The sequence below is a fragment of the Gilliamella sp. W8126 genome (genome assembly GCF_016102185.1).
GTDB lineage: Bacteria > Pseudomonadota > Gammaproteobacteria > Enterobacterales > Orbaceae > Gilliamella > Gilliamella apis_A.
The window spans coordinates 1-22,029 of record NZ_JACFPE010000003.1; the positions used below are offsets into that span (position 1 = coordinate 1).

The following is a 22,029-nucleotide window of genomic DNA, read 5'->3' on the forward strand; positions in this document are numbered from 1 at the left end:
CCGAACTCAGAAGTGAAACGCCGTAGTGCCGATGGTAGTGTGGGTATTACCCATGTGAGAGTAGGGTGCCGCCAGACTTTTAAATATACGAGCCCAGCAGCGATGCTGGGCTTTTTTGCATTCTAAGAATAGTTAAAAATTCTTCTGAGGGTGAGATGAGTTCATTAATCGCTTTTAATAAACCGTTTAATGTTGTGACGCAATTTTCTGCACATGAGAAATATCAAACATTAAAAGATTATATATCTTTACCTGGTTTTTACCCTGCTGGTCGTTTAGACACCGATAGTGAAGGTTTGTTGCTGCTTACTAATGACGGTAAACTACAAGCAAAAATTAGCTCACCAAAATTTAAATTACCTAAAACTTATTGGGTGCAGGTAGAAGGATTAATTGATCGACAAGCCATAGATAGATTAACTCGTGGTGTGCAATTAAAAGAGTTTCATACCGCTCCGGCAATCGTGGCATCACTTGCAGAGCCAACTAATTTATGGCAACGAATACCCCCTATCAGAGAACGCAAAACTATTCCTACTTCATGGATAAGTATTACCATAACAGAAGGAAAAAATCGGCAGGTTAGAAGAATGTGTGCTGCGGTTGGATTCCCGTGTTTACGCTTAGTTCGTGTTCAGATTGGCAAATATAATTTATTCACTCATCAGTTACCGTTAGGCGAATGGCGTTCGGTTGCTATTGGTGATCTTTATCTCCGCTAACCTCATTTAACAGACAATTCTAAAAGAATTATATTTTTTGAAAGATCAAAAGGATCAATTATATGATTCTCTTTGATCGAATCCTTTGGGCTTTATTGTAAAATAAGATAAAATGATCATTAATATTGATCGTGGGATAGATTATTTATGGTTGAACAAAAGAAAGAAGGTTTTTTTTCTCGTTTAAAGAAAGGGCTTTTTAAAACTAAACAAAATATTGGATCTGGTTTTCTAAGCTTATTTAAAGGCAAAAAGATCGATGATGAGCTATTTGAAGAATTAGAAGAACAGTTGATCATTGCTGATGTCGGTTTCGACACCACGCAAAGATTAATTAGCTCGTTAACGCAACAAGCCTCAAGAAAAGAATTAAAAGATGCGGATGCATTACATGATCTATTAAAAAATGAAATGAAATCTATTTTAGATGGTGCTCAGCAACCACTTAATATAGAAAACCATAAACCTTTTGTTATTTTGATGGTTGGTGTCAATGGTGTTGGGAAAACGACAACCATTGGTAAATTAGCCCGTCAATTTCAACAACAGGGCAAATCAGTAATGCTTGCCGCTGGTGATACCTTTCGTGCTGCCGCGGTTGAACAATTGCAAGTCTGGGGTGAACGTAATAACATCCCTGTCATTGCTCAGCATATTAATGCTGACTCAGCATCGGTAATTTTCGATGCTATTCAGGCTGCAAAAGCAAAAAATATCGATGTTTTAATTGCCGATACTGCTGGCCGTTTGCAAAATAAATCTCATTTAATGGACGAATTGAAAAAAATAGTCAGAGTAATTAAAAAGCAAGATGAAACAGCACCGCATGAAATTATGTTAACTATAGATGCTGGGACAGGACAAAATGCAATTAGCCAAACAAAGTTGTTTAATGAAGCGGTTGGCGTAACAGGGATGACATTAACCAAGTTAGATGGTACCGCAAAAGGTGGCATTATATTTAGCATAGCTGATCAATTTAATATTCCAATCCGCTATATTGGCGTAGGTGAAAAAATTGAAGATTTAAGACCTTTTGTTGCTGATGATTTTATTAATGCCCTATTTGACGAAACGGAAGAATAGAGATAAATCATGATCCAATTTCAACGCGTTAGTAAAGTTTATTCGGGCGGTAAACCAGCTTTACAAAATATAACATTTACTTTAGCGCAAGGAGAAATGGCCTTTTTAACTGGTCACTCTGGCGCGGGTAAAAGTACATTAATGCGTTTAATTTGTGGATTAGAAAAAGCTAATGACGGCAAGGTATTACTGAATGGCGTTGATGTTTCCAGCTTGAAAAAAAATCAAATGCCTTTTCTGCGTCGTACCATTGGTATGATTTTCCAAGATCATCAACTATTACTCGATCATACTGTTTATGATAATGTTGCTTTTCCATTAATTATCTTAGGTAAACCTGTTGAAGAAATTAAAAGACGAGTTTCTGCGGCATTAGATAAAGTTGGTTTGATTGATAAAATGAAATTTTACCCAATACAGCTATCTGGCGGTGAACAGCAACGAGTAGGGATAGCTCGAGCAATCGTCAATCGACCTACGGTTTTACTTGCTGATGAACCAACTGGTAATTTAGATGACAAACTCTCAAAAGATATTTTGAAATTATTTGAAGAGTTTAACCAAGCTGGTGTAACTGTGTTAATGGCGACCCATAACATGGGATTGATACGTCGAAAACATCATCGAATACTAAATTTAAATCAAGGACGTTTAGAGGTTAAAAGTTGATGATAAATGCGAAGGTTAAACCATCTAAACAAAAAAACAAAACCAACAACAATAGCTTTTTGGGCCGCTGGCAAAGGCAGATCAGCTACGCATGGCATAATGTGTTTAATTATTTTTACCAAAATATATTTGCTTCTTTGCTGACAATTTTGGTTATTGCTATATCAATTACTTTGCCGACGATAGGCTATTTATTATTGAAAAATGCCAATCAAGCGGCGGAACAGTGGTATCCGACTCCTAATTTAACAGTTTATATTAATAAAACTTTAGATTCGGAACAAACTAATGATTTAATTGATAAATTTAAGACTATTGCTGAAGTTGAAAATGTGACTTATCTTTCTCGTGAAGATACACGAGAAGAGTTTAAAACTTGGTCTGGATTTGATGATGCTCTTGACCTACTCGATGAAAATCCATTACCAGCTGTTGCTATTGTTTTTCCAATAGAAGAAGCCAAATCTACCGATAAATTACATTATCTGCAAACACAGTTAAAAAAAATAGCGGGTGTTGATGATGTGCAACTTGATGATAGCTGGTTTACTCGATTAACCGCATTAACCAATATGGTAAAATCGATAGTGTGGACAATCTCAATTTTTATGGTTATTGCAGTATCACTGGTTATAGGTAATAGTATTCGGTTAAATATATTTGCCCGTAGGCAAACAATTATTGTTATGCAATTGATTGGTGCGACTGAAGGCTTTATTTTACGACCATTTTTATATAATGGTATTTTTACTGGATTGATTAGTGCGGTTTTGGCGTTGATTCTATCGAAAGTATTTATTCTTCAAATAGATTCAACCATGTTGCATGTATCAGATGTTTTTGGAACAATGATTAATATAAATGGACTTTCATGGGAAGAAAGTTTGTTAATTGTTTTATTTTCGATGATTATTGGCTGGTTTTCAGCATTTATTGCCACTAAAAAGTATTTGAATAAAACGGTAATAGCTTCATAATTGTAGGTTAATTATTTACGATTTTTATCAGATGCTTTAGTGCAAATATAATGATAAAAATGTGAACTAAATCACATTTTGATGGTCTAAGTTTATAGAAAGATTTTAAATTGTTACTGATGTAAAATGTAGCAAAATTAGTTTAATTTAAGGGGGAATTAAATGAGTACTGATTTAAAAATGCAAGCAGGTGCTTTAATCCCACAAGGAAATATTGAATCATATCTTCGTATGATAAATACTTATCCGATGCTAACTGCAGAGGAAGAGAAGTCTTTAGGTGAACGTCTTTATTATCATGATGATGTGGATGCAGCAAGACAATTGATTTTGTCCCATTTGCGTTTTGTTGCGCATATTGCGCGTGGTTATTCTGGTTATGGTCTACCACAAGCCGATTTGATTCAAGAAGGTAATATTGGTTTAATGAAAGCCGTACGTCGTTTCAATCCTGAAATGGGTGTTCGTTTAGTATCATTTGCAGTACATTGGATAAAAGCTGAAATTCATGAATATGTACTAAAAAATTGGCGTATTGTTAAAGTTGCTACAACCAAAGCACAAAGAAAATTATTCTTTAATTTAAGAAAGAATAAACAACGCTTAGGTTGGTTTAATAGCGCTGAAGTCGATATGGTTGCTGATGAACTAGGTGTAAGTCGTAAAGACGTCTTGGAGATGGAATCACGTATGTCAGCGCAAGATATGTCATTTGATATTGATAATGATGACGATGATAATTCAATTGTCGCTCCAGCGCTTTATTTAGAAGATGGTAATTCTGATTTTTCAAAATCGATCGAAAACGATAACTGGGAAAATGACGCAACTGACAAGTTACATGATGCCTTGTCTCAATTAGACGAGCGTAGCCAAGATATTATCAAAGCTCGGTGGTTAGATGCCGATGACAGTAAATCAACATTGCAAGTGTTGGCCGATAAATACAGCGTTTCTGCTGAACGTATTCGTCAACTTGAAAAAAATGCAATGAAAAAATTACGTGTAGCGATTGAAGCGTAATTGCTTTTATTAACATATAAGCCCTACTTTAGTTAAAGTGGGGCTTTTTTATATGCTGAATTTAAGTTAGTTTATAAATAAATTAAGAATTAAAATAACTATTTGAATAAAGTAGTTATATTTAAATTTTTTTATACACTATAGTTTAAGATTAAATAGATAATCACCAAGAAGTTAGTTTTGATACGAGGGATAAAAATGTTAAATAATTTGCAGAGAGTTATTTTACTTAGTCTAATTACTGTTAGTTTAGTTGCTTGTAATGATAATGCTGAAAATACATCTTCTGATGAATCCATTGATACTGGCGTTATTGAATGTGATCGCTATATAAAATTGGTTCACGAATTACAATTATCATCTAAACTCCCAGCTGATCCTGAAGAATCATTAGAAACTACTATAAATCATTTTAAACAATTGATAGAAAAAAATCCCGAATCAACTAGGAGAGAATGTAATTCTGCTTATACTGCTTTGCGATCAATGAATCGCTAACCATGCAGCTTCTTGAGCATGTAATAAGGCTGTATCAAAGAAAGGAATGGCGTAATCTTGTTGGGATATTAATAAACCGATCTCCGTACAACCTAAAATCACCGCTTCTGCACCTTGTTTAACGAGTTTATCAATAATATTGAGATAAGCTTGCTTAGATTCTAGTTTAATTTGCCCAAGGCAAAGTTCGTCATAAATAATATTATTAATGATTATCCTATCTTGTTCATTAGGGATTAAAACATTTAAACCTTTTTCAATTAATTTTGATTTGTAAAAGTCTTGTTCCATGGTGTACTTAGTACCAAGTAAGGCAACCGATTTTATTTTATCTTTGATCAAATGTTTGGCGGTCACGTCGGCGATATGAATGATAGGAATTGTAATTGCTTTTTGAATTTGGTCTGCAACTTTATGCATCGTATTAGTACAAATAATAATAAAATCAGCACCGGCTAATTCTAATTTTTTGGCTGCATCAGTTAAAATAATAGCGCTTTTATCCCATTCATTATTCGCTTGGCAGCTTTCTATTTCTTGAAAATCGACACTATATAACAGAGTTTTAGCTGAATGTAATCCACCAAGCGATTTGCCAATAAATTGATTAATGACTTGATAATAAGTAACGGTACTTTCCCAACTCATACCACCAATTAACCCAATTGTTTTCATTTCTAATACTCCATAATATTTTTACTATTAGTGATTAATTATTAGGTATAATTATTAGTATGTAAAGATAATAAATTAGAATGAAATATCATTAACTATCAAAATATTGTCGTGAATAAGTTATAAAAACCAATTGTAGCCGTTGTTTGATAAATGGATGATTATTATTAATGAAAAAATATAAAAAGTATTTCGCATTGCTCTCATTTGGATTGCTAATGTTATCATTTTCATGTTTGGCTGAACCCAAAGTGATCCATGTGCTGGTTGCGTTATGTGATAACAAATATCAGGCCATCGCTCCAGTACCTGCGGCAATTGGTAATGGTCAAGATCCTAAAAATAATCTTTACTGGGGCGCTGCTTATGGTTTTAAAACGTATTTTGCTAAACAAAAAGAGTGGCAAGTTATTCAAGTTAATAAACCTGATAACGGCAAGATATTAGAGGAGATAATTTATAAACATCAAAGCAAGGATGTCTATCTTATTGCTCAGGCATATGATGGTAAGTATATCAATGATACAGTAGATGATTTTATTAGTTACTCAGCTGGGAAACAGTCAGCGTCATTTTTAATCGATAAAACACAAATTGAGGCTGGAGCTAAAGCCAATTTAGTGGTTTACGTTGGTCATGATGCATTAATGGAGTGGTCATGGCGTAATTATTTACCGGATAGTTGGCGTTGGTATACCTTGTCAAAAGCAGAACAAGAAAAACAAAAATCACGCTATGCAGCCGTATTTGCTTGTAAAAGTCAGAAATATTTTACTCCGCCATTATCTCGATTAGGTATTACGCCACTTATTTTAACTTTGCACCGTATGGCTCCTGAAGCTTATAGTATTCATGCTATGATTAGTAGTTGGTTGGATGGTGAAGCAAAAGATGTAATAATGCTTAAAGTAGCAACAGCTTATAGTCAATATCAAAAATTAAGCAAGCCAGCGTTACATATATTTACGACAGAATATAGCCAATAATCGTGTTTAACTACTGTAAATAATTCAACTTGTTCATAAAAGGCCAATAAATATGTTGCAAATACCTAAAATAGTCATTTTAACCGGCGCAGGTATCTCTGCTGAATCAGGATTATCAACATTCCGTGCTCAAAATGGATTATGGGAAGGTCATAATGTAGATGATGTTGCTACTTACGAAGGTTATTTGCGTGATCCGATTGCCGTACATAGTTTTTATAATATGTTACGTAATAAGTTACAAAATCCTGAGGTGAAACCCAATGCGGCTCATTTTGCTTTAGCGCAATTAGAACAGAAATTAGGCTCGGATAATGTACTAATTGTTACACAAAATGTGGATAACCTTCATGAAAAAGCCGGTTCCAAAAATATCATCCACATGCATGGCGAATTATTAAAAGTGCGTAATGAAAAAACAGGGCAAGTTTTTGCTTGTTATGATGATGTAATTTATCAAGATAACCACTTAATTCGTCCACACATTGTTTGGTTCGGTGAAATGCCCCTACAAATGGATGAAATCTATGATGCGCTATCGAAAGCTGATTATTTTATTTCAATTGGTACTTCAGGAAATGTTTATCCGGCCGCTGGTTTTGTGCAAATGGCTAATCAATTTGGCGTTAAAACGGTAGAACTTAACTTAGAGCCTAGTTTAGGTGAAAACTTATTTAAGACGAAAATTTACGGTCCTGCCAGTCAAGTAGTACCTGAATATATTAAAAACTTTATATAATGAAATATATCAGTTGAGTTGTTTTAGGTAATTTTTGCCACCTAAATTACTCATTTGCCCGCGGATCCATTCGGCCTTTTTTTGTATCTTATCATCAGGATTGGCCGGACTCCATTTTCTTGGATTTGGTAGTGTAGCCGCTAATAAACTAGCTTGATACGGTGTTAATTGGTTAGCACTGACATTAAAATAGTGTCGAGAAGCAGCTTCAATACCAAAAATACCCTCACCCCATTCAACACTATTTAAATAAATTTCAAGCGTACGTTGTTTTGACCAGATAACTTCAATCCAAACAGTAAACCATGATTCAACGCCTTTACGGATCCAACTTCGTGATGACCATAGAAAAATATTTTTTGCTACTTGTTGTGTTATGGTACTGGCACCACGGATTTTTCTATTTTTTTGATTATAAATTAGTGCCCGATTAATGGCTTTAAAATCAAAGCCCCAATGATCCGCAAAATTTTGATCTTCAGCTGCAATAACTGCAATCTTAATATTATCAGAAATCTGATCCCAATCTTTCCAAGTTCGCTGTTGGCTGATATTCCAGTGAGCGATTTTTCTTTCAACCATCAACATCGAACCAAAAGGATTAACCCAGCGCATTAATAAAATAAGAAAAACCGAAACTAGCATAAATCCAATCACGATTTTTTTTATTATGCTTAACGTTTCCCTAAATGTGATTTTCATGTTAGTCCAGATACCACTAATTAAAAATGGTTGAGTAGACAGTATTCTAATACAAAAAGAGTCAAGTGAGATAGGTTATATTAACCGTTAAATAAATAATTATTTATAAACATAACTATTTGTTCTGGCTCATTAATATCTAATACAGGTACGGATGTATTTAATGGCTCATTACTGGCAACGGCGATGGTAAAATCATCAATAAATAGTGGTTTTGCGATTGTGTTACGATGGCATATGATTTTGGGAATTTGCTCATCTTTAAATCCTTCAACTAATATGATATCAACATCGCTAAAATGGTTAATAAGTGTTTTTAAGTCAACGGGTTGATTGGGTGTTTCCTCAATCAATGCATAACGTTTATCACAAGCAATAATCGTTTGCTGCGCCCCAGCTTTGCGTAGCTCATAGCTATCTTTACCTGGAATATCTAACTCAATATCATGATGGGCATGTTTTAATGAACCTACCTTAATATTTTGTGAAACCATTAACTGAATAATCTTTTTTAACAAAGTGGTTTTACCACTCCCACTATACCCCGTGATGCCAATAATTTTTTTACTATTCATCGACTCTTGCCACTAACATGTTATATTTAAAAGTAGATATTACATTATTTTATACAAGATTAAAGGCAATGGTATGTATGATTTTTTAAATGACTATAATCAAACAGTGCACCCTGATTTATTAAAAGAATTTATCGATATTAATAATAAAAAGTTGAGTGGTTATGGTTTAGATGATTGTTGTAATGATGCCATCAATCACATAAGGAAAATATTAAAATCACGGAATGCTGATATACATTTTATGGCAGGTGGAACCATGACCAATTTGACGGTGATTTCGCATATTTTAAAACCTTATCAAGCGGTGATCGCTGCTGAATCTGGGCATATCAATGTGCATGAAACTGGTGCAATTGAGGCCTCTGGGCATAAAGTGGTGACGGTTAAAACCGAAGATGGAAAATTAACGCCAGAATTAATCAAACCAGTGTTAGATTATCATTGTGATGAACATATGGTACAACCAAAACTGGTGTATATTTCTAATACCACCGAATTAGGGACTATATATAGTAAGCAAGAGTTACAAAATCTGTATCAATTTTGTCAACAAAATCATCTTTACCTTTATTTAGATGGTGCGCGTTTAGCAATGGCATTGGCAGCTAAAGATAATGACATTACTTTTCCTGACTTAGCCAAATATACCGATGCATTTTATATTGGTGGGACCAAAGTTGGTGCTTTTGCCGGTGAAGCGTTAGTATTTAATAATCATAGCATTAATCATGACTTCCGCTTTAATATGAAACAGAAAGGAGCAATTTTAGCGAAAAGTTGGATTATAGCCGTACAATTTAAAGCATTAATGCAAAATAACCTCTATCTTTCCTTAGGTAAACATAGTAATAGTATGGCTGAAAATCTCACAACCTTATTTGAAAAAGCTGGATTTACTTTTGCTGCTAAACCACAAACTAACCAATTATTTGTTAAGTTACCTAATCAATTAGCGCAAAAAATTCTTTCTGTTTATGCGGTGGATAATTTAGGGCAAAGTGATCCTGAACATATTTGCTTACGTTTTTGTACTTCATGGTCAACTCAGCAAGCTGAAATAGAAAACTTTGCTAAACAGTTAACTACGCTACTTAAAGAAGAATAGTGCGCTTTTTTATCGGTAAGTTTAGCTTTGTTGTTATCTAAATTGAGAAATAAAAACATCTAAGGAAAGAGGATTAGATGCTGTTAAATAGCTAAAAATCCCTTTTTTGTTATGCTGTGATTTAATATAAATAGATTAAAACTTCAACAGAATTGAAAATGTGTTTAGGTGTGAACTAAGTTTGTGATTAGCAAATCAACTAACTGTATTAAAAATACTAATAAACAATAATATGAAACTAAACAAAATTTTAATTTTGAGGAAAGGGGTTTTTTATAGTTTGAAATTATCAATTGGTTACTTGATATGGCTGTTTGAATGATTTAGTTATTTGCTTTGATCATAAAATTGGCGTTTTCCAGCATATCTAATGTATTAATATTGGTAAAACTGGCTGGATTGTCGCTAAAATCTACGGCAATGGCATTAATTTGCTGTAAAAATAACATCAGTTTGCGATCACCTTCTTCTAAATACTTTTTTAATTGTGGGGCGATGGATTTATTGATTAATAAAATGGTTGGGTGGTCATTTTTGCCATCAAAAGGATAGATAGCTTGGTGGGTTGTAGTGAGTTTTGCTAAACGAGTGATAAGATCATCGGGTAAAAAAGGGGTATCACAACTGACAAATAAATTCCAAGTAGTGGGACTGCGTAATAAGCCACTATAAATTCCGGCAAGAGGCCCTAGAAATCCCTGCAAATCATCACAAAATACTGGATAACCAAGCGAGCGATATTGCTCAACATGTCGGTTACAATTAATCATTAGCAAATCGACTTGTGGCTTAATTCGATCAATAACATATTGGTAAAGCGGTTTACCGGCTAATAACATCAAGCCTTTATCCTTACCATTCATACGGTTACTTTGGCCACCAGCTAAAATAATGCCAGTAATTGGCGGTTTTTCCATAAATTCTTTCTCTTTTACATTGCTAAAAAACAAAATAGCATTACTATATAGCAAAGTTATTTTTTAGTCGCAAATAACGTATATCATCACCAGGTTATGAATCTTTGTAAATGCACTATTTAAATTTAAAGTCGAGTATATAATAGATACTTTTTAATATATAGATAGTAACGAAGAAGATTAACATAAAGGTTTATATCATCGTCTTCAACTTAGTTGAATATTAAATAAGGTATTTATTATGAAATGTCATCGTATCGATGAGTTAATAGAATTATTACAACCAGCTTGGGAAAACGATTCAGATCTTAATTTATTGCAACTTTTAAATAAATTAGGAGAGGAAGCCGGTTTTGATGGTGATCTTAAAGATCTTAGTGATGAAGTTTTAATTTATCATTTAAAAATGCGTAATTCAGATAAAAACGAAGCTATACCTGGATTAAAAAAAGATTATGAAGATGATTTTAAAACAGCACTATTAAAGGCACGCGGAATTATTGAAGAATAAGGAGAATCAATTAAATGAAAAAAACGCTTATTGCAATTGGAGTATTACTAACCTCTGTGACCTGTTTTGCTGATGAAGCGCCAGCAACTAGTACAAATGATACTCAGCCAGCTACAGCAAGTGCTGCTACACAGGCATCACCGATTGAAAGTGGCAAACAATATGGTGTTTTGCCATTTCAGCCATCTCCGGATAAAGAAGTCATTGAATTCTTCTCATTCAATTGCCCTAGCTGTTTTAAATTTGAAAGTGAATATCATGCACCAGAAATGATTGCTAAAGCTTTGCCAGAAGGGATAAAGTTTAGACGTTATCATTTAGAAAACTTTGGCGCTTTAGCTAAAGAGCTTTCTGAGGCATGGGCTATTGCTAATGTTTTAGGGATTGAAGATAAAGCCTCTGATGCGCTTTATAAAGCGGTGCAAACCGATCGTAGAATAAAAACAGCCGATGACATTAAAACCGTTTTTGCTGAGTTAGGCGTTGATGCTGAAAAGTTTGAGAAAACCCAAAAAAGTTTTTTAGTTAAAGCGTTTATAGCCCAACAAGCAGATGCAATTAAACAATTAAGCCCAGATTCCATTCCAATGGTAGTGGTTAATCGCAAGTTTTTTGTCAACTCACGTGGTCTTAATACCAGTAACACTACTGATTTTATCAAAGACTATGCTAGAGTAACTGCTTATTTAGTTGATTTAGATACGAATGTAGACGTAGAAAAAGATAAAGCTGAGAGTCAAGAGCAAGCAAAATAATCATTAATTAATGCTTCTACGGTTTTCTAAAAATATTAAAATCCCTTTGTTGGTTTTTACGACAAAGGGATTTTATTTTATTAAAAAGTCTTTATTCTCTTTCTAATGCATAAATTGGATCAAGTTTTGCAGCTCGTTTTGCCGGAACATAACCAAAAATAATACCAATCATAGTGGAACAACTGAAGGCTGCGATAATCGAAATGATAGAAAAACTCATGGCAAATGAGGTAACAAAATAATTAAAAATAAAGCCGATAATAAATGATAGAACGATACCTAAGGTACCACCAATTAAACACACTAACACAGCTTCAATTAGAAATTGTTGTAAAATATCACTAGAACGAGCACCAACCGCCATACGGACGCCAATTTCCCGAGTTCTTTCCGTTACTGATACCAGCATAATATTCATTACCCCAATACCTCCAACAATCAAAGAAATTAATGCGATAGTTGAGATCAACAAAGTTAACACCCAAGCGGAAGAGTTAACGGTTTCTCTTACACTGTCTGAATTAAAGATAAAGAAATCTTTACTACCATGACGTTGCAACATAATTTTATTAATCGCTTGTTCGGCAATATTTAAATCCACATTATCATTTATTCGAACAGTAATACTTCTTAATGATGTTTGTCCAACCATGCGATTAGTTACCGTGGTGTAAGGTAACCAAATATTAAGGCTTTCGTTATTACCAAATCCTTGTTGCTGTCTAGTTGCAACCCCAATAATTCTAACAGGTAATTGGCCAACCATTAGAATTTTACCTATTGGATCTTGATCACTAAACAATCTTTTAACGGTATTTTCATCAATTACCGCTTCTTGGGCTGAGGTCATTACCGCTGTTTGATCGAAGGCAATACCTTTACTGATTGTATAGCCACGTACAGCAAAAAATTGCTCACCGACACCATTTACAGTCCCTGTAACCGCTAAATTATTAATACGAAAATAGACACTAGTAGAAAGGTTAGGTGTGGTACTATGAACAAAACTTTGTTGCACTAGAAAATCAGCATCGGATGATCTGAGTGTGGTAATTTTATCGGCATTACGATCACCAAAACCACTACCGGCATAAATTTCTAAGGTACTGGTGCCTAATGAATTAATATTGGAAAGTATTTTCTGCTTTGTTCCTTCCCCTAAAGCAACCATAGAGACCACAGAAGCAATACCAATAATAATACCCAACATCGTCAAAAAAGTTCGTAATCGTTGTGACAACATAGATAATATTGCCATTTTAAACGCATCGCGAAAACGGTAATATTTAGCTGAAAAATTATCTTGAGTTTTGGTTATTTCTATTTGCTTAACTTGTCGATTATTAGCTTGTTTAGAGCAATAATTAGGATTAATTGAATCGGAAATAATATTGCCATCACTAATTTCAATAATTCTTTCGGCACTTTGGGCAATATTGGGGTCATGGGTAACGATAATGACAGTATGCCCTTGTTGATGCAACTCTCGTAAAATAGCCATGACTTCTAAACCACTTTTACGATCGAGTGCGCCAGTTGGTTCATCGGCTAATATAATTTGTCCGCCATTGATTAATGCCCGTCCAATACTTACTCGTTGTTGCTGACCGCCGGATAATTGATTGGGTTTATTATTTATTTTATCGGCAAGGCCTAAACGAGATAAAATGTTGGTGGCACGACTTTGCCGTTGTTCATTGGTCACACCAGCATAAATTGCCGGTATTTCCACATTACCTTGTGCAGTTAAGGCATTTAATAAATGATAACGTTGAAAGATAAAGCCAAAATGTTCACGACGTAACTCAGCTAATTCATCCGGCGATAATTGACTCGTAGTTCGGCCACCAATTGAATAAATTCCCTCTGTTGGCTTATCAAGACAACCAAGAATATTCATTAAAGTCGATTTACCAGAACCCGAGGCCCCTATAATGGCAACCATTTCCCCGGCATTAATGGTTAAGTTGATGCCTTTTAGAACTTGTATCGTAGAATCTCCAGCCGGAAATTCACGAATAATATTCTCAAGTTTTATTAATGGAGTATTATTGTTGGTCATCTTAGAATCTTATCCTTGGTCCTTTGTTATTTGGATTAAATGTTGCACCATTTGCACTACTGACAACGACAACTTCTCCTTCTTTAAGACCTGATTTGATTTCAACATTAATATTATTATTAATCCCTAAATTAACTTCCCGCTCTTCGATACTATTTTGATTATTCAGAACATAAACAATCGCTTTATTTTTACCAGTATTTTTTTGGATAGCTTGTGATGGAATGGCAAGGACATCTTTTGCTTCTGCTAGTACAATATAAACTTGAGCTGTCATAGAAATACGTAAAATATGATCAGGATTATCGACATCTAATAAGCCGTTATAATAAATTGCACTTTTGGTGGTCGATGACGTACTTGAATTCGCTGAGCTTTCAGTATTAATTGAGTCAGGGGCTGGTTCAATTGCCCGCAATGTTAGTCCATCAAAACGTTTGTTTGGTTGTCCTAATATAGTGAAATAAACCGGCATTCCTTTTTTAACACCGATAACATCTGCTTCGGAAATTTGTGCTTCGATAGTCATTTTATCCAGTTGGGCAACTTTAACAATTGTTGGTGCACTTTGTACCGAGTTTACGGTTTGCCCTTGGTCAACTGGAATCGCAACAATAACACCATCAATCGGTGAACGTATTTTAGTGTAGCCTAAATTGACTTTTGCAGTATCAACTGCGACTTGAGCACTAACAATATCTGCATCAAGAGCGGCAATATCGGCTTTAATTGCATCAAGATCTGCTTTGGCAGAATCTAAATCAGATTGGACGCCAACCCCTTTTTTAACCAACTTTAATTGACGTTCATAGGTTAATTGATAATTAACTAATTTTGCTTGCTTCGAGGTTCGTTGGGCTTCTAAGCTGTTAAGAGACGCCTCGGATTGTTTAAGATCATTGCTTTGCTTAAGATCATCAATCTCAGCAATCATATCACCTTGTTTAACCTCATCACCGAGCTCAACATACAATTTTTTAATTTGCCCAGAAACTTGCGCACCAACGCTAACTTGTTTGAAAGCACTTATAGTGCCATCAGCAAGTACCGTTTTCTCAATATTCGCTTTAGTGACCGTTGACGTTATATAATTAATATTTGGTTCAGCAGGAAACAAAATTAATTTTGCTATATAAAGCAGAACAAAACCAATAACCGTAATAACGATGGATTTAACGCTTAAGAATTTTGCCAATCTTTTCATCCTTTTATTTCTTTTGTTATTTTTTTGAGCATTGTAACGTATTAATTTAATTTACGATGATAACTAAAGACAATAAATTGTAATTTTTATGAAAATTAATTAGTTTTGGTGCTAAATTCTATTTAAAAACCCCTTTCCTCAAAATTTTTTGCAAAAATTTTAATAATCATGTGATAGCAATGTAGATCCGTATTAGGAATTATTGGCGATTGCGTTATAATGGCGCCAATTTTTTTACTGGTTAAAGATATTATAACAATGGCATTAAAGATAACCGAAAAGTGTATTAATTGTGATATGTGTGAACCCGAGTGCCCAAATGAGGCTATCTCAATGGGGTTTGATACTTATGAAATTGATCCAAATAAATGTACTGAATGTGTTGGTTATTATGATCATTCGACTTGCCAGCGAGTTTGTCCGATTCAAAATGCGATTATTGCCGATCCTGATTATGTCGAAAGCCAAGAGCAGTTATTGGAAAAATTCAAGCAACTAACCCATTCTTCTTAATTAGTTGATTTTACCTCTATGCGTAATTCTTTTGGAATTTCAAAGGTGATATTTTCTGAAATTCCTTCGGTTTCAACCAATGATGTACAACCTAGACTTTTTAGATGATCGATAACTTGCTTAACCAAAATATCTGGCGCTGATGCTCCAGCTGTTACACCGATAGTTCCAGCATTAACTAGCCACTCAAGATTAATATCGGATGCGAAATCAATCAAATAAGCATGTTTACTGTTTCGCCTTGCCAGTTCAGCTAATCGGTTTGAGTTTGACGAGTTTTTCGAACCAACCACTAAAACCACATCGGCTTGAGATGATAGCTGTTTAACCGCTTGTTGCCGATTGGTGGTCGCATAGCAGATATCGTTTTTACGAGGGCTGCGAATATTCGGAAAGCGATTTTTTAAAGCTGAGATTATCTCAGCAGTATCATCAACGGATAACGTTGTTTGGGTTGTAAAACAGAGGTGCTGGTCGTTTTTTACTTGCAAGTTCTGCACATCTTCAATGGATTCAACTAAATAAATACCACCTTCAGGATTGCTATACTGCCCCATAGTACCATCGACCTCAATATGACCCGCGTGACCAATAAGAATAACTTCTTCTCCTCGATAGCTTGCTCTAGCAACTTCCATATGAACTTTGGTAACTAAAGGACATGTTGCATCAAATATCCGTAGTTGACGACGTTTAGCTTCATCTCGAACCACTTTAGATACGCCATGGGCGGAAAAAATAAGGATACTATCATCAGGTACTTCATTAATTTCTTCAATAAATATTGCGCCTAACTCTTTAAGACGATTAACCACGTAGCGGTTATGCACGACTTCATGGCGCACATAAACCGGTGCGCCAAACAGTTCGATTGCTCGTTCAACGATGGTTATTGCTCGATCTACACCTGCACAAAAACCACGTGGATTAGCGAGAATAATCTGCATGTTAATCCATCTTTTTTGGTTTTACATAATTGCTTAGGATAAAGACGCCAATACCTAAACAAATGGCACAGTCAGCAATATTAAAAGTTGGGTAATGCCAATCACCAAAATTAACATCTAGGAAATCAACAACAAAACCATGATAGAGGCGATCGAATAGGTTGCCTAACGCACCTCCTAAAATTAATGCTAATGAGAAGTTTTCTAGTTTTTGTTTATGCTTATTGCGATATAGCATATAAACAATTACTGCACTGACAATAAAGGCAATTGCTGCCAGTATCCAGCGTTGACCTTCAAATATACTGAATGCGGCACCAATATTGCGGACATACGTTATCGAGAAGAAGGGGAGTAGATTTACTGATTCAAAAAGGAAAAAATTCTTTACAATCCAAAATTTACTTGCGATATCTATAACAAAAACCACTACCGCCAATAATAACCAGTAAAGTCCATTATCTTTTTTCATATAGTCTATGCTCATTATTATAATACCGCCGACAATCGTCGGCGGTAAATGTACTTAGTTAATTGCTATAAGATTATTTTTATAGCTCTTTTCTATTCCTATCACTAACTGTTAGTGGTTAAGCAAAATGTCTTACTTCACCATTGCCATGAATATTTTCTTCACAGCGTTTACATAAGTGAGTGGTAGGATTGTTATCAACAGTATAATGCCAGCAGCGAGGGCATTTATCGCCTTGTGCTTTAGCAAGCTCAATTTTAAGACCTTGAATATCACTTTGTACTGCTTGTTGTGATGCGCTGTCTAACGGTTTAACACTTGCTTGTGACGTCAATAATACAAAACGTAATTCATTTTCTAATTTCGCAAGTGCCGTAGCAATTTCGCTATTGGCATAAAGAGTAACAGCAGCTTCAAGCGATCCACCAATAACTTTATCATTACGACCTTGCTCTAACACTTTGTTTACTTCACTACGAATAGTTAAAATTTGTGCCCAGTAAGCGCTGTTTAGTGTTTCACTCTCAGACAGACTAAATAGTGAGGTATACCATTCATCTTCAAACACAAATTCTGATTTTTCTGTTGCAGGTAGATATTGCCAAATTTCATCTGCAGTAAATGATAAAACAGGTGCAATCCAACGAACCATCGCTTGAGCAATATGGTATAACGCTGTTTGACAGCTATGACGGGCAATACTGTCACTTTTCGCCGTATATTGACGATCTTTGATAATATCTAAATAGAATGAGCCCATTTCAATTGAGCAGAATTGCATTATGCGTTGTACCACTCTATGGAAATCGTAGTTTTCATAAGCTTGAATAATTTGTTCCTGTGCTTCTTTAGCCACGCTAACCGCCCAGCGATCGAGTACCACCATATCTTCAGGTTTAACCATATCTTTAACTGGATCGAAACCATTTAAGTTAGCCAATAAGAAACGCGCAGTATTACGGATACGACGATAGCTATCAGCTGCACGTTTGATGATTTCATCTGAATAGCTCATTTCACCTGAATAATCGGTTGAAGCAATCCATAATCGTAGAATATCGGCACCTAATTTATTCATTACCTCTTGTGGTGTAACGATATTACCTAGCGATTTAGACATTTTACGACCTTGTCCATCGACCACAAAGCCATGCGTTAATACTTGTTTATACGGTGCTTTGTTATCAATTGCAGTTGATAACATTAACGAAGACATAAACCAACCACGATGTTGATCTGAACCTTCTAAATACATATCCGCTTCATGTCCTTCAAACTCAGGACGTACGCCAACAACTGAGTAGAATGTTGAACCTGAATCAAACCATACATCTAGCGTGTCTGGTACTTTGCGATAATCATCGGCATCGGGACCTAATAGATCTTTAATATCGGCATCCCACCATGCTTGAATACCATTTTGCTCAACTAATTTAGCGACTTTTTCGACTAATTGTAGTGTGTCTGGATGTAACTCTTCAGTTTCTTTGTGTACAAATAACGTCATTGGTACACCCCATGTACGTTGACGTGAAATACACCAATCAGGACGATTTGCCACCATTGTTTCAATTCGAGCTTGACCCCAATCAGGGATCCAACGAACTTGTTTAATCTCTTTTAGCGATTGAGCACGTAAACCTTGTTTATCCATGCTGATAAACCATTGTGGAGTTGCACGATAAATTACAGGTGTTTTATGTCGCCAACAGCATGGGTAACTATGTTCAATATTTTCAAAGTGTAATAGTGCATTGTGTTCTTTTAATAGCTCAATGACTACTTTATTGGCTTTAAAAACGAATAAACCATCTAAACCAGCACCCGTTCCCGGTAAATAACAACCATTACCTCCAACCGGATTGGCTACTTCAAGGTCATATTTTTGACCAACAATAAAGTCTTCAGCACCATGACCTGGAGCGGTATGAACAGCACCAGTACCTGCATCAACAGTAACGTGTTCACCAAGTACAATTGGCTCATCAAAATCGAGGAATGGATGTTTGAAACGTAATAATTCAAGCGCATCACCTTGGCAAGAACCTAAGATTTTCCAATCAGTGATATCAGCACGTTTCATAACTGATTCAACTAAATCAGCAGCTAAAATTAGGCACTCTTTATCGTTGATTTGGATTAATTGATATTCAACCGTTGCATTAAGCGCAATTCCTCGGCTAGCTGGTAATGTCCATGGTGTGGTGGTCCAGATAACCGCATAAATAGTTAAGTCAGTACTAACTCCGAATTTATTTGCTACTGTTTGATTGTCAGTTGCTTTGAATTTGACATCAATTGCCGGTGATGATTTATCATAATATTCAACTTCGGCTTCCGCTAAGGCTGACATACAGTCGGTACACCAATAAACTGGTTTAGCCCCTTTGACTAAATGACCATTTTCAATCACTCTACCTAAAGCCCGAATAATATTCGCCTCAGTATCATAATTCATTGTACGATATGGATTTTGCCAATCGCCAAGTACACCCATACGAATAAAATCAGCTTTTTGTAGTTCAACTTGTGAAGCCGCATAATCACGACAAATTTGGCGAAATTCAGCTGGTGTCACTTTTACGCCAGGTTTACCAACCTGTTCTTCAACTTTTTGTTCTATCGGTAATCCATGACAATCCCATCCTGGAATATACGGGGAGTCATAACCACTTAAACCTTTAGATTTGATGATAATATCTTTAATTATTTTATTAACGGCATGACCGATATGAAGTTTTCCGTTTGCATAAGGAGGGCCATCATGCAAAATAAAAGATTTTTTGCCTTTTTTTACTTGACGGATTTTGCGATAAAGTTCTTTATCATACCAATTTTGCAACATAGCTGGTTCACGTTTAGCAAGATCGCCTCGCATAGGGAATCCAGTTTCCGGTAAATTCAATGTATTTTTATAGTCTGTCATGCTGATTTATTCCAGTTATTTTTGTTGATACTACTTTTTAATTGGTTAATTTTGCACTGATCTGTTTCGCAGTGCAAACATCTTGTGAAATTTGTTGTTTTAAATCTGCTAAAGAATCAAATTTTTTCTCATCGCGTAATTTACAGACAAAGGTAACGTCTAAATATTGTCCATAAATATCACCTGAAAAGTCAAATAGATTCACCTCTAAAATTGCTTTTTTACCTTCAATGGTTGGTCTAATACCGATATTGGCAATGCCATGATAATATTGATTGCTACAACAGTTTTTGACTTTGACAAAATAGACCCCTTGTAAAGCAGGTTTTTTTCGATTCAAATGAATATTGGCGGTTGGAAATCCTAATTGTCTTGCTAATGCATTACCATGCACCACTCTACCTTGAATGGCGTAATCACGACCTAAAAGGCAACGAGCTAATTCAAAATCACTATTAAACAGTGCTTCACGAACAGCTGTACTGCTGATTCTTAAATTATTCCAAACAAAGGTTTGCATACTTTCAACCGAAAAATGGTTATTTGGAGTATATTGTTGTAACAGATTGATGTCGCCTTTGCGGTCTCGGCCAAATTGGAAATCATCACCAATAACAATATATTTAGCGTTCAATTTATTAATCAACCAGTCTTGAATAAATGCATTGGCTGACATATTGGCAAAAGTTTGGGTAAAGGGTACAGCAATAATATAGTCGATACCGAGTTTTTCAATTAGTCGTACTTTTTCTTTAAATGAAGTTAAGCGAGTTGGTGCTCGTTTACTGAAAAACTCTAATGGTTGTGGCTCAAATAACATAACCGCTGTGGGTAAGTTTAATTTTTTACCTTTTTCTATTAAATGATTTATTAATTGTTGGTGTCCTAAGTGCACACCATCAAAGTTGCCCAATGTAAGTACACACTGAGTAAATTCATTGTTTAAATTATCAATACCGCGGATTATCTTCATTAAAGCGTGTTAGTTAATTATTATGTTTTCACTAAAATAGCTGCCAATTATACCAATCTTTCTTGAAGATGCACGCAATAACAATTGGGCTTTTTATGGCGGTATTGGCAATATTGTGATTGGTTAATATAAAAACGCTTGAGGTAGTATCAAACATATTTATATTTTTCCTGTTGTGAGTATAAATAAACGATAACTGTTTTTTAGTCGATTACTGATAAATAATCCAACATATACTTTATATTGGATTATTTTATTGATTAATAGTGTTTTAACGCTCTTAAAAACTCTTGTCGAGTACTTGGATTAGTTTTAAATCCGCCACCTAACGCGGTAGTGGTGGTTAAACTATTTGAATCTTTAATGCCTCGGGCTTTTACACAAAAGTGTGTTGCATCAATTGATACTGCAACATTGACTGTACCGAGTAGTGTTTGCAATGCAACCAAAATTTGTTGGGTTAATCTTTCTTGTACTTGTGGCCGTTGTGAAAAAAACTGAACAATTCGATTGATTTTTGATAGACCGATCACTTTATCTTTTGGGATATAAGAAACGGTTGCTTTACCATCGATGGTGACAAAATGGTGTTCACAAACACTGGTTAAAGTAATATCACGAACAGTGATCATTTCATCAACCTGCATTTTATTTTCAATAAGAGTTATTTTCGGAAAATTATGATAATTAAGACCGGAAAATATTTCATCAACATACATTTTGGCAACTCGATGCGGTGTTTCGGCGAGGCTATCATCATGCAAATCAAGTTCCATGAGTTTCATGATTTCTCGGAAATGTGCTTCGATTTTAGCTTTCCGTTCGCTATTTTCCATAGCTAAACGACATGATGGGGTTTCAAGATTTTTAGCTGCTAATGCCTCTTTGACTTTTTGCGCAGCAAGACTTAATTCTGTCATTTATTTAGTACTCAGGCGAAAATAGATGTCACATTATATATTACTCATATAGTGATATACAGTAATTTT

General features: G+C 35.0%; 22 protein-coding genes and 1 pseudogene. 12 read left to right on the plus strand and 11 right to left on the minus strand.

Annotated elements, in window-relative coordinates; all coding sequences use genetic code 11:
* Positions 1–155: 155 nt before the first annotated feature.
* From H3S74_RS07080 to H3S74_RS07105, 6 genes and pseudogenes are all read left to right on the plus strand, one after another.
* Entirely contained in the window at positions 156–722 is a 567-nt protein-coding gene (locus H3S74_RS07080; protein WP_110446885.1) for a pseudouridine synthase, read from the plus strand.
* A gap of 162 nt (positions 723–884) precedes the next feature.
* Positions 885–1,808 (plus strand): annotated as a pseudogene (gene ftsY / locus H3S74_RS07085) (signal recognition particle-docking protein FtsY); the annotation flags it as partial.
* 9 nt (positions 1,809–1,817) lie between these two features.
* A complete protein-coding gene (gene ftsE / locus H3S74_RS07090; RefSeq protein WP_065577961.1) occupies positions 1,818–2,477 on the plus strand; it encodes a cell division ATP-binding protein FtsE in 660 nt (219 codons plus the stop codon).
* On the plus strand, positions 2,477–3,454 hold the full coding sequence (gene ftsX, locus H3S74_RS07095) for a permease-like cell division protein FtsX (RefSeq protein ID WP_198247568.1): 978 nt from the start codon (positions 2,477–2,479) through the stop codon (positions 3,452–3,454). The genes ftsE and ftsX overlap by 1 nt, the downstream gene beginning before the upstream one ends.
* A gap of 162 nt (positions 3,455–3,616) precedes the next feature.
* Positions 3,617–4,477, plus strand: coding sequence for an RNA polymerase sigma factor RpoH (rpoH, locus tag H3S74_RS07100; RefSeq protein ID WP_086360144.1), 861 nt, complete (start codon positions 3,617–3,619; stop codon positions 4,475–4,477).
* A 198-nt stretch (positions 4,478–4,675) separates the two neighbouring features.
* A complete protein-coding gene (locus H3S74_RS07105; protein ID WP_232354872.1) occupies positions 4,676–4,975 on the plus strand; it encodes a hypothetical protein in 300 nt (99 codons plus the stop codon).
* Here the strand turns inward: H3S74_RS07105 and H3S74_RS07110 are convergent.
* Positions 4,961–5,650: an aspartate/glutamate racemase family protein gene (locus tag H3S74_RS07110; protein ID WP_198201840.1), complete on the minus strand. Its 690-nt coding sequence runs from the start codon at positions 5,648–5,650 to the stop codon at positions 4,961–4,963. The two genes, H3S74_RS07105 and H3S74_RS07110, sit on opposite strands and share 15 nt — an antisense overlap.
* Before the next feature lie 170 nt (positions 5,651–5,820).
* On the opposite strand from H3S74_RS07110, the gene H3S74_RS07115 reads away from it, so the two are divergent.
* Positions 5,821–6,636, plus strand: coding sequence for a hypothetical protein (locus tag H3S74_RS07115; RefSeq protein ID WP_146208305.1), 816 nt, complete (start codon positions 5,821–5,823; stop codon positions 6,634–6,636).
* A 52-nt stretch (positions 6,637–6,688) separates the two neighbouring features.
* Positions 6,689–7,375 carry a Sir2 family NAD+-dependent deacetylase gene (gene cobB / locus H3S74_RS07120; RefSeq protein ID WP_198247570.1) on the plus strand — a complete coding sequence of 229 codons (687 nt, stop codon included), beginning with the start codon at positions 6,689–6,691 and terminating at the stop codon, positions 7,373–7,375.
* A 9-nt stretch (positions 7,376–7,384) separates the two neighbouring features.
* Here the strand turns inward: cobB and mtgA are convergent, their stop codons facing one another.
* On the minus strand, positions 7,385–8,077 hold the full coding sequence (gene mtgA, locus H3S74_RS07125; protein WP_198247571.1) for a monofunctional biosynthetic peptidoglycan transglycosylase: 693 nt from the start codon (positions 8,075–8,077) through the stop codon (positions 7,385–7,387).
* Between the two features lie 80 nt (positions 8,078–8,157).
* Positions 8,158–8,652 (minus strand): molybdopterin-guanine dinucleotide biosynthesis protein B, encoded by a 495-nt coding sequence (gene mobB / locus H3S74_RS07130; RefSeq protein WP_198247572.1) that lies wholly within the window; start codon positions 8,650–8,652, stop codon positions 8,158–8,160.
* Positions 8,653–8,725: 73 nt separating this feature from the next.
* On the opposite strand from mobB, the gene H3S74_RS07135 reads away from it, so the two are divergent.
* Positions 8,726–9,760, plus strand: coding sequence for a low specificity L-threonine aldolase (locus tag H3S74_RS07135; protein WP_198247573.1), 1,035 nt, complete (start codon positions 8,726–8,728; stop codon positions 9,758–9,760).
* A 323-nt stretch (positions 9,761–10,083) separates the two neighbouring features.
* Here the strand turns inward: H3S74_RS07135 and mobA are convergent, their stop codons facing one another.
* Positions 10,084–10,677, minus strand: a complete 594-nt coding sequence (mobA, locus tag H3S74_RS07140) for a molybdenum cofactor guanylyltransferase MobA (protein WP_086359907.1) — start codon at positions 10,675–10,677, stop codon at positions 10,084–10,086.
* Positions 10,678–10,918: 241 nt separating this feature from the next.
* Between mobA and H3S74_RS07145 the strand changes: the two genes are divergently transcribed.
* A complete protein-coding gene (locus H3S74_RS07145) occupies positions 10,919–11,188 on the plus strand; it encodes a YihD family protein (protein ID WP_198247574.1) in 270 nt (89 codons plus the stop codon).
* A gap of 14 nt (positions 11,189–11,202) precedes the next feature.
* On the plus strand, positions 11,203–11,943 hold the full coding sequence (locus H3S74_RS07150; protein ID WP_198247575.1) for a DsbA family protein: 741 nt from the start codon (positions 11,203–11,205) through the stop codon (positions 11,941–11,943).
* Between the two features lie 91 nt (positions 11,944–12,034).
* On the opposite strand, the gene H3S74_RS07155 is transcribed toward H3S74_RS07150, so the two are convergent.
* The gene (locus H3S74_RS07155; RefSeq protein ID WP_198247576.1) at positions 12,035–14,005 is read right to left on the minus strand and encodes a MacB family efflux pump subunit; all 1,971 of its coding nucleotides are present in this window, start codon (positions 14,003–14,005) and stop codon (positions 12,035–12,037) included.
* Position 14,006: 1 nt separating this feature from the next.
* Complete coding sequence (locus H3S74_RS07160; protein WP_110446898.1) at positions 14,007–15,209, minus strand: efflux RND transporter periplasmic adaptor subunit; 1,203 nt, start codon at positions 15,207–15,209, stop codon at positions 14,007–14,009.
* A 258-nt stretch (positions 15,210–15,467) separates the two neighbouring features.
* Between H3S74_RS07160 and H3S74_RS07165 the strand changes: the two genes are divergently transcribed.
* A complete protein-coding gene (locus tag H3S74_RS07165) occupies positions 15,468–15,722 on the plus strand; it encodes a YfhL family 4Fe-4S dicluster ferredoxin (protein WP_086359926.1) in 255 nt (84 codons plus the stop codon).
* Here H3S74_RS07165 and ispH read toward each other — a convergent pair.
* The 5 genes from ispH to folE form a co-directional block, all read right to left on the minus strand.
* The gene (ispH, locus tag H3S74_RS07170; RefSeq protein WP_198247577.1) at positions 15,719–16,669 is read right to left on the minus strand and encodes a 4-hydroxy-3-methylbut-2-enyl diphosphate reductase; all 951 of its coding nucleotides are present in this window, start codon (positions 16,667–16,669) and stop codon (positions 15,719–15,721) included. The genes H3S74_RS07165 and ispH overlap by 4 nt on opposite strands.
* A 1-nt stretch (position 16,670) precedes the next feature.
* Complete coding sequence (gene lspA, locus H3S74_RS07175) at positions 16,671–17,141, minus strand: signal peptidase II (protein WP_086360956.1); 471 nt, start codon at positions 17,139–17,141, stop codon at positions 16,671–16,673.
* A 118-nt stretch (positions 17,142–17,259) separates the two neighbouring features.
* On the minus strand, positions 17,260–20,067 hold the full coding sequence (ileS, locus tag H3S74_RS07180) for an isoleucine--tRNA ligase (protein WP_110446899.1): 2,808 nt from the start codon (positions 20,065–20,067) through the stop codon (positions 17,260–17,262).
* Between the two features lie 37 nt (positions 20,068–20,104).
* Entirely contained in the window at positions 20,105–21,040 is a 936-nt protein-coding gene (gene ribF, locus H3S74_RS07185; protein ID WP_198247578.1) for a bifunctional riboflavin kinase/FAD synthetase, read from the minus strand.
* Between the two features lie 260 nt (positions 21,041–21,300).
* Positions 21,301–21,960, minus strand: coding sequence for a GTP cyclohydrolase I FolE (gene folE, locus H3S74_RS07190; protein ID WP_086363232.1), 660 nt, complete (start codon positions 21,958–21,960; stop codon positions 21,301–21,303).
* Between the last annotated feature and the right edge of the window lie 69 nt (positions 21,961–22,029).